Here is a 13,461-nt window from a genome sequence, read left to right as displayed (position 1 = left end):
TGCCGTGGAATACAGCTGGATGGTTGAATGTTTGATCAGTTACATGCAAACGCATGGATCTAGTTCGCGGAGGAGCAACCATGCAGTTCGGAATCTTCACGGTCGGTGACGTCACCACTGATCCCACGACGGGGGCGACCCCGACAGAGCACGAGCGCATCAAGGCCATGACGACCATCGCCAAGCACGCCGAGGAAGTCGGTCTCGACGTCTTCGCGACCGGCGAGCATCACAACAAGCCGTTCGTGCCGTCATCTCCGACCACGATGCTCGGATACATCGCGGCCCAGACCGAGAAGATCACGCTCTCCACGTCCACGACGCTGATCACCACCAACGACCCGGTGAAGATCGCCGAGGATTACGCGATGCTCCAGCACCTCGCCGAGGGGCGCGTCGATCTGATGATGGGTCGCGGAAACACCGCGCCTGTGTACCCGTGGTTCGGCAAGGACATTCGCGCCGGTATCCCGTTGGCGCTCGAGAACTATCAACTTCTTCGCCGGCTCTGGGACGAGGAGGTCGTGAACTGGCAAGGGGAGTACCGCACACCGCTGCAGGGATTCACGTCCACACCGCGCCCGCTGGACGGCGTCGCGCCGTTCGTGTGGCACGGCTCGATCCGCAGCCCCGAGATCGCGGAGATCGCGGCGTATCACGGCGACGGATTCTTCGCGAACAACATCTTCTGGCCGAAAGAGCACTACATCGAGCTGATCAATCTTTACCGCCGGCGTTACGAGCATTACGGCCACGGGTCCGCGGATCAGGCGATCGTCGGTCTCGGTGGTCAGGTCTTCATGCGCAAGAACAGTCAGGACGCGGTCAAGGAATTCCGTCCGTATTTCGACAATGCTCCGGTGTACGGCCACGGGCCCTCACTCGAAGAGTTCACCGAGCAGACGCCGCTGACCGTCGGTTCCCCTGAACAGGTCATCGAGAAGACGTTGGCGTTTGCCGATTTCTTCGGTGACTACCAGCGCCAGCTGTTCCTGATGGATCACGCCGGACTGCCGCTGAAGACGGTGCTCGAGCAGCTCGATCTGCTCGGTGAGGAAGTTGTTCCGGTTCTGCGCCGTGAGTTCGCGGCCAGGCGGCCAGCACATGTGCCGGACAACCCGCCCACTCACGCGTCGATGAAGGCGGCTCGTGAGGCAAGCAGTGTCACTGCCTGACGAGCAACCGCCTGAGGTTCCGGTCAGCACCACCGAACTCGCCACCGACGCCTGGGAAGCCTTGTTTCGCGCCCAGGTGTCGGTGATGCGGCGGCTCTCTGCCGATGACGTCTGGGATCAGGTGTCGATGCGCGAGTACGACGTGCTGTTCACGCTGAGTCTTGCGCCGAGTAGTTCCCTTCGCCTGCATGACCTGAATCGGGAGATATTGCTGAGCCAGCCTTCGCTCAGTCGCCTGGTGGAACGGTTGGAGGGCGAAGGTCTGGTAACGAGAAGTGTTGATCCACAGGATCGCCGCGGGACGATCGTGCAACTCACCGAAACGGGTGCAGCGCTGCAGAAATCAGTGGGTCGCCGTCATGCCGCGAGCATCCGCCGCCACGTCGGACCGGCCCTGGACGCGGATGAACTTCGACTGTTGGCCGAATTGTGCACGCGTCTGCGTCTCGCGCAGTCATGACTGGAGGCAGGATGGACGATATGAGCAACCTCGAAGCGCAGCCCGTCGAGCAGGAATGCGAAGGCCATCCGGCGGAGAGCGAGATTCAGATCCTCACCCCGCGCGACGTACCGCTCGGTGGCCCGCGGGCCATGCGAGTGCGACGCACCCTCCCGCAACGCGAGCGTTCGCTGATCGGGGGATGGTGTTTTGCAGATCATTACGGTCCGGATGACGTCGGCTCAGGACGGGGCATGCATGTGCCGCCGCATCCGCATACCGGTTTGCAGACGGTGAGTTGGCTGTTCACCGGAGAGATCGAGCACCGTGACAGCATCGGTTCCCATGCGATGGTGCGGCCGGGTGAACTGAATCTGATGACGGCCGGGAGTGGGATCGCGCACTCCGAGGTGTCGACGCCGAATACGAAGGTTCTGCACGGGATGCAGTTGTGGGTGGCCCTGCCGGATGCGGCGCGCGATACCGCACCCGCGTTCGTTCACTATCGACCGGAGCCGGTGACAACCGATGGTGTCACGCTCAGTGTGTTCCTCGGTTCGCTCGCCGGTGAAACGTCTCCGGTGTCTACCTTCACCGAATTACTCGGTGCCGAGGTGATTCTCGATCCTGGGGCCGAGATCGCCCTCGATGTCGATCGTTCACATGAGCACGGCGTGATCGTCGATCAAGGATCGGTTGTTCTGCGTGGTACCACTGTCGGCTGGGCCGAGTTGGGTTATCAAGCACCGGGTTTCGGAAAACTGACTTTGCGCAATCCGGGATCCGAACCGGCTCGACTGCTACTTCTCGGCGGGAAACCGTTGGGCGAGCAGGTCATCATGTGGTGGAACTTCATGGGCCGTACACACGAAGAGATCGTCGAGTATCGACGCAAGTGGCAGGCCGAGCTTGCCTCCGGATTCGACGGCAGCGTCCCGGACCGGCGTTTCGGCGTCGTGCCGGGATACGACGGTCCGGCGCTCCCGGCACCCGAGTTGCCGAACAGCACGTTGCGGCCCCGAGGCTAGTCGTTGCTCTTGCTGCTACCGGCCGCGAGCGTCGTTTCGATCAGGCTTGTTCGATGTCCTGGTGAGCCTTCGCGAGCATGATGTAGCCGGCGCCGTTGGCGGTGATACCGGCCTTTTCGCCTTCGGAGAGTTCACGTTTGACCTTGGCGGGCACGCCGGCGACCAGTGATCCAGGTGGGATTTGCATCCCCTGAGACACGACGGCGCCGGCTGCAATCAGTGACCCCGAGCCGATGTGTGCGCCGTTGAGCACCACGGCACCCATGCCGACGAGAACGTCGTCTTCGACGGTGCACCCGTGCAGCACCGCGTTGTGGCCGACCGAGATTCGTTCGCCCAGAACTGCGGGGAACGTCGGGTCGGCGTGCACGGTGCAGTTGTCCTGAATGTTGGTGTCCGCGCCGATGGAGATCGATTCGGCGTCGCCGCGGATAACCGCGCCGTACCAGATGCTGGCTCCCGCAGCGATGGTCACCGCGCCGACAACGGTGGCATTCGGCGCGATGAACGCGCTCTCGTCGATTTGCGGGGTGCGTCCGAGAACGGTGGCGATGATCGGGTTGGTCATGGTTCTCCTGTGCGTTGGAATGACGTGCTCTGACGGTACCTGGACTATTTCGGTGTGGGTTTTCGATTCATGACGACTGTGCCGACGCCCGCGGCCACCACCAGTGCGATGGCCACGAGTGTGAACGCGTCGAGCGTTTGCCCGATCACGAGGACTCCGGCCAGTGCGGCCGCTGCGGGTTCGAGGGCGATGAGGACGGCAAAGACTTTCTTGGCTAGAGAGCGCAGCGCCCACATTTCCAAGCTGTACGGGATGACGGACGAGAGGACGGCGACGGCTGCGCCTGCGGCGAGCATCGTCGGATCCAGCAGTTCACTTCCGCCCGAGACGACGCCGAAGGGCAGCGTCAATACGGCCGCGACGATGCTTGCGCCTGCCAACCCGTCGGCGCTCGGGAGCGTCGCGGCCAGGTGGGAACCGGCCACGATGTATCCGGCCCACGCAGTAGCGGCGATCAACGCGAACATCACCCCGATTGGGTCCAAACCGGATTCGCCGTGATCGCCCAACCCGAGCAGCAACACTCCGCCGAAGGCGAGCAGCACCCATGCTCCGTCGGCCCACCGACGAGACAGAACTGCGGCCAGGGTGAGCGGTCCGAGGAACTCGATGGTGACGGCCGTTCCGATGGGCACCGTGTCGAGGGCGAGGTAGAAGGCGCCGTTCATCACGGCGAGGGCGATGCCCAGTGCGAAGATGCCTTTGCGCTGCCGGTTCGACCATCTGCTCCATCGCGGGCGGACGATGACGCCGAGGATGATCGCGGCGATCGTCAGCCGCAGCGTCGTGGCTCCGGCCGGCCCGATCTGCGAGAACAAAGTCGTCGCGAATGCCGCGCCGAACTGGAGCGACAGTATCGACGTGAGGACTGCTCCGACCGGCAGTAGCTGACTGCCGGCCTTCATTCTCCGGTGAACTCGGGACTTCGACGCTCGAGCATCGCGGCGACGGCTTCGTGGTGATCTCGGGTGTGATGGGCGATCGACTGCATGGCGGCCGAGAGTTCGAGCAAGCTCTCGAGGCTCTGGTGCTGGCCCTCGCGGAGGAGCTTTTTGGTCATGCGGAGTACCTGCGGGGGATTGGCGGCTACTCGAGCTGCCAAAGCGTGCGCAGCGGAAAGCAATTCCTCGGGCTCGGTCACCTGCGAGACCAGACCCCAGTCGAGTGCTCTCGCAGCATCGATCGGTTCACCGGTGAACGCCATCTCGGCCGCGCGGGCGTTGCCGATCGCGCGGGGGAGCAGCCACGCTCCGCCGTCGCCGGGAATGAGTCCTACCTTGACGAAACTCTCGGCGAAGACCGCGGCGGTCGAGGCGATGCGGAGGTCGCACATGAGGGAGAGGTCGCAGCCCGCTCCGATGGCCGGGCCGTTGACCGCCGCGATGGTCGGCACCTCACACGTGTACAGCGCGAGCGGGATGCGTTGGATGCCGTGCCGGTAGCCCTGGCGGATCTCGCCGGGTGCGCCACCGAACATGCCCTCCTTGTCTCGCATGTGCTTGACGTTGCCGCCGGAGGAGAAGGCCGATCCGGCCCCCGTCAGAATGACCGTGCGCACACTCTGATCTCGGTTAACCGCGGTGACTGCGTCTTCGAGGGCCTCGATCATGTCGATCTCGGAGATCGCGTTGCGGGTGTCCGGGCGATTGAGGGTCCACGTGACCACATCGCCGGTTCGCGAGATCAGTACGGCGTCGCTCATGGGTGCTCCTGGTTGTCGATGGCAGTTGAACTCAGTCTCTCACCACAGGATTTCGCAATAACAATCATTCGTGCTTGATTTTTATGGATGTGGGTGTGATGCTGGTCGCATGGCCGAACTTCAGACGTTCATCGATGACTTGCGGGCCGAAGGCGAGAGCCTAGACGCCCTGGTTGCGGATCTGCCCGAGGAGAAGTGGGCGACAATGACGCCTGCGGAAGGGTGGACCATCGCACATCAGATCGGGCACCTGCACTGGACGGACAGTGCAGCGATCCTGGCGATCACCGACCCGGACGGGTTCGCGGAGCAGTTGAAGGCGGCGTTCGTGAACCCGGCAGGGTTTGTCGACGACGGTGCTGCCGAACAGGCGGCCCGCCAGCCGGCGGAGTTGCTCGCCGATTGGCGAGCGGGTCGCACCGCTCTCGTCGAGGCGCTCACCGCCGCCCCGGCCGGAACCAAGTTCCCCTGGTACGGCCCGCCCATGGGCGGTGTCTCCATGGCTACCGCGCGACTGATGGAGACGTGGGCGCACGGGCAGGACGTTGCCGACGCACTCGGCGTCGAACGCGCTCCGACGGCGCGCATCAAGAACATCGCTCACCTGGGTGTGCGGACGCGAAACTTCGCGTACTCGGTCAACGAGAAGACGCCGCCCGCCGACGATTTCCGGGTTGAGTTGACCGCGCCGGACGGGTCGCTCTGGACCTGGGGGCCGGAAGATGCGCCGCAGAAGGTCACCGGGCCGGCGTTGGACTTCTGCTTGCTGGTCACCCAGCGTGCCAATCGCGCCGATCTCGATCTGGTCGCCGTGGGTGCCGACGCGGACGAGTGGCTCGGGTTCGCGCAGGCCTTTGCCGGACCCAGCGGTGAGGGACGAGCCGCCGTCGGATCCAGCGGTGAGGGACGAGCATCGAAGGTGGGCAAATGAGTTCGGTACGGATCGGTAACTGCTCCGGGTTCTACGGCGACCGCGTCTCGGCGATGCGCGAGATGCTCGAGGGCGGCGAACTCGACTACCTGACCGGCGACTACCTGGCCGAACTGACGATGTTGATCCTCGGGCGGGATCGGATGAAGGACCCGTCGCTCGGCTACGCGAAGACGTTCCTGCGGCAGGTGGAGGACACGCTCGGCCTTGCGCTCGACAAGGGGGTGAAGATCGTCGCGAATGCAGGCGGTCTCAATCCCGCCGGACTGGCCGACGCGTTGCGCGAGGTCAACACCAAGCTGGGGTTGAACGCAAAGATCGCCCACGTCGAGGGCGACGATTTGATCTCTCGGGCAGGCGAACTCGGACTCGGCTCCCCACTGACGGCCAATGCGTACCTCGGCGCCTGGGGCATCGTCGAAGCATTGTCGGCCGACGCCGATGTCGTGGTCACCGGACGGGTCACCGATGCGTCGGTGATCGTCGGTCCGGCCGCTCACCATTTCGGTTGGAAGCGAGATGATTTCGATCAGCTTGCCGGTGCTGTCGCGGCGGGCCACGTCATCGAGTGCGGAACCCAGGCCACCGGCGGCAACTACGCGTTCTTCACAGAGATTCCCAATCTGGGCCGGCCTGGCTTCCCGATCGCCGAGATCAACGCGGACGGATCTTCGGTCATCACCAAGCACGCCGGAACGGACGGCGAGGTGAGCGTCGGCACGGTGACGGCGCAGCTGTTGTACGAGATCACCGGTGGACGCTATGCAGGCCCGGACGTGACGACCCGCATCGACAACGCAGTGCTCACCCAGGAAGGCCCGGATCGGGTGTTGATCAGCGGCGTCACGGGCGAGGCTCCGCCGCCGCAGTACAAGGTCTCGCTGAACACGCTGGCCGGGTTCCGTAACGAGGCCACCTTCATCCTCACGGGTCTCGACATCGAGGCCAAGGCCGATCTGGCGAAGACTCAGCTCGAATCCTGGCTGACGAAGAAGCCCGCCGAACTGGTCTGGACTCTCGCTCGCACGGATCATCCGGATTCCGACACCGAGGAAACCGCGAGTGCGTTGCTGCGCTGCGTGGTTCGCGATTCCGACCCCAAGGTGATCGGTCGCCCCTTCTCCGCGGTTGCGGTGGAAATGGCACTTGCCAGCTACCCCGGCTTCTCGCTGACGGCTCCGCCGAGCAACGGCCAACCGTACGGAGTGTTCACCCCCGGCTACGTCGACGCGGGATCGGTGCCGCACGTGGCCGTACTGCCGGACGGCACGCGCGTGGACATCGCTCCGTCCACGCTGACGCAGGACCTCGAACCTGTCGACGAACCGGAGCGTCCGGAGCCGTTGCCGCCACAGACGTCGCTGTCGGTACCACTCGGCACGATTGCCGGTGCACGTAGCGGCGACAAGGGTGGAAATGCCAACGTCGGCGTCTGGGTTCGCACGGACGATCAGTGGAAGTGGTTGGCGCACACACTGACCGTCGAGATGCTCAAGGAACTGCTACCGGAAGCAGCAGACCTGAACGTCACTCGCTACCAGCTTCCGCACCTTCGTGCCGTCAACTTCGTGATCGAGGGAATCCTCGGTCAGGGTGTCGCCTCACAGGCACGGTTCGATCCGCAGGCCAAGGGAATTGGTGAATGGCTGCGTTCGCGCCACATCGACATCCCGATTTCGCTACTCCCCGTAACTGACGAGAAAGAGGATTCACGGTGACCGTGTGGACCACACCGGAAAGGCTTGCGCTTCGCGAGACCGTACGCGGATTCGTGAACCAGGAGATTCTGCCGCATCTGACGCAGTGGGAGCGCGACGGCGAGATTCCGCGCGAATTGCACCGCAAGGCAGGCGCTCTCGGGCTCCTCGGGGCCAGCGCACCCGAATCGGCCGGCGGTGAGGGCGGCGACGCCGTCGACTCCATCGTGATCTGTGAGGAGATGCATCAGGCAGGTGCGTCGGGCGGGCTGTTCGCATCGCTCTTCACCTGCGGCATCGCGGTGCCGCACCTGATCGCGGCCGGCGACGAGGCGCAGATCGAAAAGTGGGTCAAGCCGACCCTGCGCGGCGACAAGATCGGCTCGCTCGCCATCACCGAGCCCGGCGGAGGCAGCGACGTCGGGCACCTGACAACTACAGCCAAGCGCGACGGCGATCATTACGTCGTGAACGGCGCCAAGACGTTCATCACCTCCGGCGTTCGAGCGGACTTCGTCGTTACAGCGGTGCGCACCGGTGGTCCCGGCGCGGGTGGTGTCTCACTGCTCGTGATCGAGAAGGGCACACCGGGATTCACCGTCTCGCGCAAACTCGAGAAGATGGGCTGGCGCGCATCCGATACCGCGGAACTCTCCTTTGTCGACGCCCGGGTTCCGGTGGAGAATCTGGTCGGTGCAGAGAACAGCGGCTTCGCGCAGATCGCCCAGGCATTTGTCTCCGAGCGGGTAGCGCTCGCCGCGCAGGCGTATGCCAGTGCAGAACGTTGCCTGGAGCTGACGCTCGAATGGTGCCGCGCCCGTGAGACTTTCGGTCGCCCCCTGATCAGTCGGCAGGCCGTCCAGAACACCGTCACCGAGATGGCCCGCAAGATCGACGTCGCCAAGGTGTACACGCACTCGGTGATCGAGCGGTACATGGCCGGTGACGGCGATCTGATCGCCGAGGTGTGCTTTGCGAAGAACACGGCAGTCGAGACGGGCGAATGGGTTGCGAACCAAGCTGTTCAGCTGTTCGGCGGCCTCGGATACATGCAGGAAAGCGAAGTGGAGAGGCAGTACCGGGACATGCGAATTCTGGGAATCGGTGGCGGAACCACCGAAATCCTCACCGGCCTCGCGGCCAAGCGATTGGGGTATCAGTCATGAGTGTCATCCGGTCAACACTGGACACCAATTCCGAGGTGTACAAGACCGCAACTTCGACCATGAACACCAAGCTCGCCGAGATCGAGGTCGAGCACGCCAAGGCGTTGGCGGGTGGCGGCGAGAAGTACACCGAGCGGCACCACAAGCGGGGAAAGCTCCTGGCACGCGAGCGGATCGAACTCCTGCTCGATCAGGATTCACCGTTCCTCGAACTGTGTCCCCTCGCTGCGTGGGGGAGTGACTTCCCGGTCGGCGCCAGCACTGTGGTCGGTATCGGCGTCGTCGAAGGTGTCGAATGCCTGATCGTCGCCAACGATCCCACCGTGCGCGGCGGCACCAGCAACCCGTGGACGCTGCGTAAGGGTTTCCGCGCCAACGACATCGCCATGCAGAACCGACTCCCGGTGATCTCCCTCGTAGAGTCCGGCGGCGCAGACTTGCCGACGCAGAAAGAGGTGTTCATCCCGGGCGGGCGTATGTTCCGTGACCTCACTCAGCTGTCCGCAGCCGGAATCCCCACCATTGCACTGGTCTTCGGTAACTCGACGGCCGGCGGTGCGTACATCCCGGGCATGTCCGACCACGTCGTGATGATCAAGGAACGCTCCAAGGTGTTCCTCGCAGGCCCGCCGCTGGTCAAGATGGCCACCGGTGAGGAATCCGACGACGAGGCACTCGGCGGCGCCGAAATGCACGCTCGCAAGTCCGGGTTGGCCGACTACTTCGCCGCCGACGAGCAGGACGCGATCCGCATCGGGCGCTCGATCGTCAAGCGGCTCAACTGGACCAAGAAGGGGCCGGCGCCGCGCGCGGAGATCATCGAACCGCTCGAGGATCCGGAAGAGTTGCTCGGCATCGTTCCGGCCGACCTGAAGATCCCGTTCGATCCGCGTGAGGTCATCGCCCGTATCGTCGACGGTTCCGACTTCGACGAGTTCAAGCCGCTCTACGGTTCCTCCCTCGTGACCGGGTGGGCAGAGCTCAACGGCTACCCGATCGGCATCCTGGCGAACGCACGTGGAGTGCTCTTCAGTGAGGAATCACAGAAGGCCACGCAGTTCATCCAGCTCGCCAATCGTTCCAACACGCCGTTGCTGTTCCTGCACAACACCACCGGCTACATGGTGGGTAAGGAATACGAGGAGGGCGGCATGATCAAGCACGGATCGATGATGATCAATGCGGTTGCCAACTCCAAGGTTCCGCACATCTCGATCCTGCTCGGAGCGTCGTACGGCGCCGGTCACTACGGCATGTGCGGACGCGCGTTCGATCCGCGGTTCCTCTTTGCCTGGCCCAGTTCCAAGTCCGCCGTCATGGGCGGTGCGCAGCTCGCCGGCGTCATCTCCATCGTGGGACGCGCTGCTGCCGAGGCCCGCGGCCAGGTATTCGACGAGCAGGCCGACGCCGGCATGCGCGCGATGATCGAGAACCAGATCGAGGCCGAGTCACTTCCGATGTTCCTGTCGGGTCGTCTGTACGACGACGGCGTCATCGATCCCCGAGACACCCGCACCGTGGTGGGAATGTGCCTGTCGGCCATCGCCACCGCCCCGATCGAAGGCACCGAGAACTTCGGCGTCTTCCGTATGTGAGGCACGCCGTGACAATCACTTCAGTACTGGTCGCCAATCGTGGCGAAATCGCCCGCCGTGTCTTTGCAACCTGCCGCAAGAACGGAATCGGCACGGTCGCGGTATTTTCCGACGCAGATGCCGACAGCCCGCACGTCGCCGAAGCCGATGCTTCGGTTCGCCTGCCGGGTAACACGCCTGCCGAGACCTACTTGCGGGGTGAGCTCGTCATCGCCGCCGCCAAGGCTTCGGGCGCCGACGCGATTCACCCCGGATACGGATTCCTCTCCGAGAACGCGGAGTTCGCGCGCAGCGTCATCGACGCGGGACTGACGTGGATCGGCCCGCCCGTCGAATCCATCGAGCTCATGGGGTCGAAGGTCGAGTCCAAGAAGATCATGGACGCCGCCGGAGTGCCGGTGCTCTCCGAACTCGATCCCGCCGCGGTGACCGAGGCTCATCTGCCGGTGCTGATCAAGGCGTCGGCGGGCGGCGGCGGACGCGGAATGCGTGTCGTTCGTGAATTGTCGGCGCTGGACGGCGAACTGGAAGCGGCGCGGCGTGAGGCGCAGTCCGCTTTCGGCGACCCGACAGTCTTCTGTGAGCGTTACCTCGAAACCGGTCGGCACATCGAGGTTCAGGTCATGGCCGACCGCCACGGTGCGGTGTGGGCGGTGGGGGAGCGCGAGTGCTCGATCCAGCGTCGGCATCAGAAGGTGGTCGAAGAGGCCCCGTCGCCGCTCGTGCAACGCATCCCCGCCATGCGCGACAAGCTGTTCGACGCCTCGCGGCTCGCAGCCAACGCCATCGGTTACGAAGGCGCAGGAACCGTTGAATTCCTGGCTGACGAAAAAGGCGACTTCTTCTTCCTCGAAATGAACACGCGTTTGCAGGTGGAGCATCCGGTCACCGAGTGCACCACTGGACTCGATCTGGTGGAACTGCAATTAGAGGTCGCTTCAGGTGAAGCACTTCCGGACGATCAGCCGGAGATCCGTGGGCATTCGATCGAAGTGCGCCTGTACGCCGAGGACCCCGCCAAGAACTGGCAGCCGCAGAGCGGAACCGTCCACCACATCGAGTTGCCCGGTGACCCGCAAGAATTCAGTGTTCTGCGTGAGCAGGGCGTTCGCCTCGACTCCGGCGTCGTCGACGGCAGTGTTGTCGGCGTCCACTACGACCCGATGTTGGCCAAGGTCATCTCGTACGCGCCGACGCGGACCGCAGCTGCCCGGCTGCTCGCATCGACGCTGGCGCGCACCAGGATTCACGGGCTGCGCACCAACCGCGACCTGCTCGTCAACGTCCTGGCCCACCCCGCCTTCATTGCCGGAGACACCGACACTGCCTTCTTCGAGACTCACGACCTCGAGAAGCTGTCTACGCCCTTGGCCGATACCGACGCCGAAAGACTCTCGGCGTTGGCGGCGGCACTTGCCGATGCCGCGCACAACCGGGCGTCGGCCCGCGTCATCGGCCGCTTGCCCAGCGGGTGGCGCAACCTCCCGTCGCAGCCGCAGAGCAAGAGCTATTCCACTGCGTCGGGCGACTACGACGTCCGCTACTCCCTGAGCCGAAGCGGCGTGCTGAGTGCAGAAGGCTTCGACGACGTGCGCCTGGTATCGGCAACTGCGACCCGGGTAGTGCTCGAGCAGAGCGGAGTACAGCGCTCGTTCGACGTTGCGGCCTACGGGAGTGAGATTTTTGTCGACTCCTCGCTCGGACCCGTCGCGTTGACGGCAGCACCGCGCTTCGTGGATCCGTCGGCAGAAGTCGCCGCCGGTTCGTTGCTCGCTCCGATGCCGGGATCGGTCATCCGCCTCGGTGCCGCACTCGGTGACACCGTCACCGCCGGCCAGCCGATTCTGTGGCTGGAGGCCATGAAGATGGAACACACCGTCACCGCGCCGACTGCCGGTGTCCTGGTGGAACTTCCGGTCGCCGTCGGCCAGCAGGTCGAGGTCGGATCGGTACTCGCACGTGTGGAAGAACCCGCTACAGAAGAGGAAGCATGATGAGTTTCATCGAAACCGAAGAGCAGAAGGAACTGCGGGCATCCGTTTCCAAACTGGGTGAGCGCTTCAACTACGTCGACTACGTGCTGCCCAAGGCGCGAAAGGGGGAGCCGCTCACCGAATTGTGGAACGAGGCGGGCAAACTCGGATTCCTGGGCGTCAACCTGCCGGAGGAATACGGCGGCGGCGGTGCAGGCATCTACGAACTCGCGCTGGTGCAGGAGGAATTGGCGGCGCAGGGTGCCGGTCTGCTCCTGGTTGTCGTATCCCCGGCCATCTGCGGCACCATCATCGGCAAGTACGGCACGGCGGAGCAGAAGCAGCAGTGGCTACCCAGCCTCGCCGACGGCTCCAAGATCATGGCGTTCGGAATCACCGAGGCCGACGCTGGTTCCAATTCTCATCAGATCACCACGACGGCACGCAGGGATGGCGACGACTGGATCCTGAGCGGCAACAAGATCTACATCTCGGGTGTCGATCAGGCTGACGCGGTCCTCGTCGTTGCGCGGACCGAGGACTCCAAGACGGGCAAGCTCAAGCCCGCTCTGTTCATCGTCCCCACGGATTCTCCGGGATTCGTGAAGACGCAGATGGAGATGGACATCATCGAACCGGACCACCAGTTCATCCTCTTCCTCGACGACGTCCGTCTGCCGGCCGACGCTCTGGTCGGCGAAGCCGATGCCGCCTTGATGCAGTTGTTCGCGGGCCTCAACCCCGAGCGCATCCTGGGTGCGTCGATGGCCATCGGCATGGGCCGTTACGCCCTGAACGCCGCAGTGAAGTTCGCCAACGAGCGCACGGTGTGGAAGACGCCGATCGGTGCGCACCAAGGTATTTCGCATCCACTCGCGCAGGTGAAGATCGAACTCGAGCTCGCCAAGCTGATGATGCAGAAGGCCGCGGTGCTCTACGACAGCGGTGACGATTTCGGTGCTGCCGAAGCCGCGAACATGGCAAAGTACGCCGCCGCCGAAGCCAGCATCAAGGCGCTCGATCAGGCGATCCAGACGCATGGCGGCGCAGGACTGACGAAGGAATACGGACTGGCCGCCATGCTCGGTGCGGCACGCATCGCCCGCGTCGCGCCGGTGAGCCGCGAGATGATCCTCAACTTCGTCTCACAGCATTCCCTCGGTCTGCCACGGTCCTACTAGGAAGAG

The 13,461-nt window shown here is 64.1% G+C and carries 12 protein-coding genes; 9 read left to right on the top strand and 3 right to left on the bottom strand.

The window, feature by feature from the left end; genetic code table 11:
- The first annotated feature begins 80 nt into the window (after positions 1 to 80).
- From P3G66_RS20730 to P3G66_RS20720, 3 genes are read left to right on the top strand one after another with little or no spacing between them, the layout of a single operon-like run.
- Entirely contained in the window at positions 81 to 1,175 is a 1,095-nt protein-coding gene (locus P3G66_RS20730) for an LLM class flavin-dependent oxidoreductase (RefSeq protein ID WP_007728412.1), read from the top strand.
- Positions 1,162 to 1,635 carry a MarR family transcriptional regulator gene (locus P3G66_RS20725; protein WP_007728410.1) on the top strand — a complete coding sequence of 158 codons (474 nt, stop codon included), beginning with the start codon at positions 1,162 to 1,164 and terminating at the stop codon, positions 1,633 to 1,635. The genes P3G66_RS20730 and P3G66_RS20725 overlap by 14 nt, the downstream gene beginning before the upstream one ends.
- 20 nt (positions 1,636 to 1,655) lie before the next feature.
- Positions 1,656 to 2,642, top strand: coding sequence for a pirin family protein (locus P3G66_RS20720; RefSeq protein ID WP_192712119.1), 987 nt, complete (start codon positions 1,656 to 1,658; stop codon positions 2,640 to 2,642).
- 40 nt (positions 2,643 to 2,682) lie between these two features.
- Here P3G66_RS20720 and P3G66_RS20715 read toward each other — a convergent pair whose 3' ends face one another.
- Genes P3G66_RS20715 through P3G66_RS20705 form a run of 3 tightly spaced genes read right to left on the bottom strand, consistent with a single transcriptional unit; the run spans position 2,683 to position 4,912 of the window.
- On the bottom strand, positions 2,683 to 3,210 hold the full coding sequence (locus P3G66_RS20715) for a gamma carbonic anhydrase family protein (protein WP_050656397.1): 528 nt from the start codon (positions 3,208 to 3,210) through the stop codon (positions 2,683 to 2,685).
- Between the two features lie 44 nt (positions 3,211 to 3,254).
- Positions 3,255 to 4,115: an EamA family transporter gene (locus tag P3G66_RS20710; RefSeq protein WP_276117064.1), complete on the bottom strand. Its 861-nt coding sequence runs from the start codon at positions 4,113 to 4,115 to the stop codon at positions 3,255 to 3,257.
- Complete coding sequence (locus P3G66_RS20705; protein ID WP_003942035.1) at positions 4,112 to 4,912, bottom strand: crotonase/enoyl-CoA hydratase family protein; 801 nt, start codon at positions 4,910 to 4,912, stop codon at positions 4,112 to 4,114. The genes P3G66_RS20710 and P3G66_RS20705 overlap by 4 nt, the downstream gene beginning before the upstream one ends.
- A 109-nt stretch (positions 4,913 to 5,021) precedes the next feature.
- Between P3G66_RS20705 and P3G66_RS20700 the strand changes: the two genes are divergently transcribed.
- The 6 genes from P3G66_RS20700 to P3G66_RS20675 are packed head-to-tail and all read left to right on the top strand — an operon-like array spanning position 5,022 to position 13,455.
- Entirely contained in the window at positions 5,022 to 5,843 is an 822-nt protein-coding gene (locus P3G66_RS20700) for a TIGR03084 family metal-binding protein (protein WP_003941918.1), read from the top strand.
- Positions 5,840 to 7,561 (top strand): acyclic terpene utilization AtuA family protein, encoded by a 1,722-nt coding sequence (locus tag P3G66_RS20695; RefSeq protein WP_218679929.1) that lies wholly within the window; start codon positions 5,840 to 5,842, stop codon positions 7,559 to 7,561. Before P3G66_RS20700 ends, P3G66_RS20695 begins: the two co-directional genes overlap by 4 nt.
- Positions 7,558 to 8,706: an acyl-CoA dehydrogenase family protein gene (locus P3G66_RS20690; protein ID WP_007728404.1), complete on the top strand. Its 1,149-nt coding sequence runs from the start codon at positions 7,558 to 7,560 to the stop codon at positions 8,704 to 8,706. The genes P3G66_RS20695 and P3G66_RS20690 overlap by 4 nt, the downstream gene beginning before the upstream one ends.
- Positions 8,703 to 10,301, top strand: a complete 1,599-nt coding sequence (locus P3G66_RS20685) for a carboxyl transferase domain-containing protein (RefSeq protein WP_003941989.1) — start codon at positions 8,703 to 8,705, stop codon at positions 10,299 to 10,301. The genes P3G66_RS20690 and P3G66_RS20685 overlap by 4 nt, the downstream gene beginning before the upstream one ends.
- Positions 10,302 to 10,309: 8 nt before the next feature.
- Positions 10,310 to 12,295, top strand: coding sequence for a biotin carboxylase N-terminal domain-containing protein (locus tag P3G66_RS20680; RefSeq protein WP_276117063.1), 1,986 nt, complete (start codon positions 10,310 to 10,312; stop codon positions 12,293 to 12,295).
- Positions 12,295 to 13,455 (top strand): acyl-CoA dehydrogenase family protein, encoded by a 1,161-nt coding sequence (locus tag P3G66_RS20675; RefSeq protein WP_003942033.1) that lies wholly within the window; start codon positions 12,295 to 12,297, stop codon positions 13,453 to 13,455. The genes P3G66_RS20680 and P3G66_RS20675 overlap by 1 nt, the downstream gene beginning before the upstream one ends.
- Positions 13,456 to 13,461: the final 6 nt, after the last annotated feature.

Origin of the sequence: Rhodococcus sp. C3V (genome assembly GCF_029269915.1) — a bacterium.
GTDB classification, from domain to species: domain Bacteria; phylum Actinomycetota; class Actinomycetes; order Mycobacteriales; family Mycobacteriaceae; genus Rhodococcus_F; species Rhodococcus_F qingshengii.
This window is presented reverse-complemented; position numbering and strand designations above follow the sequence as displayed.

What these genes read in the sequence shown, in the direction of transcription:
- P3G66_RS20730 (WP_007728412.1), top strand. Translation starts at nt 81, where the DNA reads ATGCAGTTCGGAATCTTCACGGTCGGTGACGTCACCACTGATCCCACG.
- P3G66_RS20720 (WP_192712119.1), top strand. Translation starts at nt 1,656, where the DNA reads ATGAGCAACCTCGAAGCGCAGCCCGTCGAGCAGGAATGCGAAGGCCAT.
- P3G66_RS20715 (WP_050656397.1), bottom strand. Translation starts at nt 3,210, where the DNA reads ATGACCAACCCGATCATCGCCACCGTTCTCGGACGCACCCCGCAAATC.
- P3G66_RS20710 (WP_276117064.1), bottom strand. Translation starts at nt 4,115, where the DNA reads ATGAAGGCCGGCAGTCAGCTACTGCCGGTCGGAGCAGTCCTCACGTCG.
- P3G66_RS20705 (WP_003942035.1), bottom strand. Translation starts at nt 4,912, where the DNA reads ATGAGCGACGCCGTACTGATCTCGCGAACCGGCGATGTGGTCACGTGG.
- P3G66_RS20700 (WP_003941918.1), top strand. Translation starts at nt 5,022, where the DNA reads ATGGCCGAACTTCAGACGTTCATCGATGACTTGCGGGCCGAAGGCGAG.
- P3G66_RS20695 (WP_218679929.1), top strand. Translation starts at nt 5,840, where the DNA reads ATGAGTTCGGTACGGATCGGTAACTGCTCCGGGTTCTACGGCGACCGC.
- P3G66_RS20685 (WP_003941989.1), top strand. Translation starts at nt 8,703, where the DNA reads ATGAGTGTCATCCGGTCAACACTGGACACCAATTCCGAGGTGTACAAG.
- P3G66_RS20675 (WP_003942033.1), top strand. Translation starts at nt 12,295, where the DNA reads ATGAGTTTCATCGAAACCGAAGAGCAGAAGGAACTGCGGGCATCCGTT.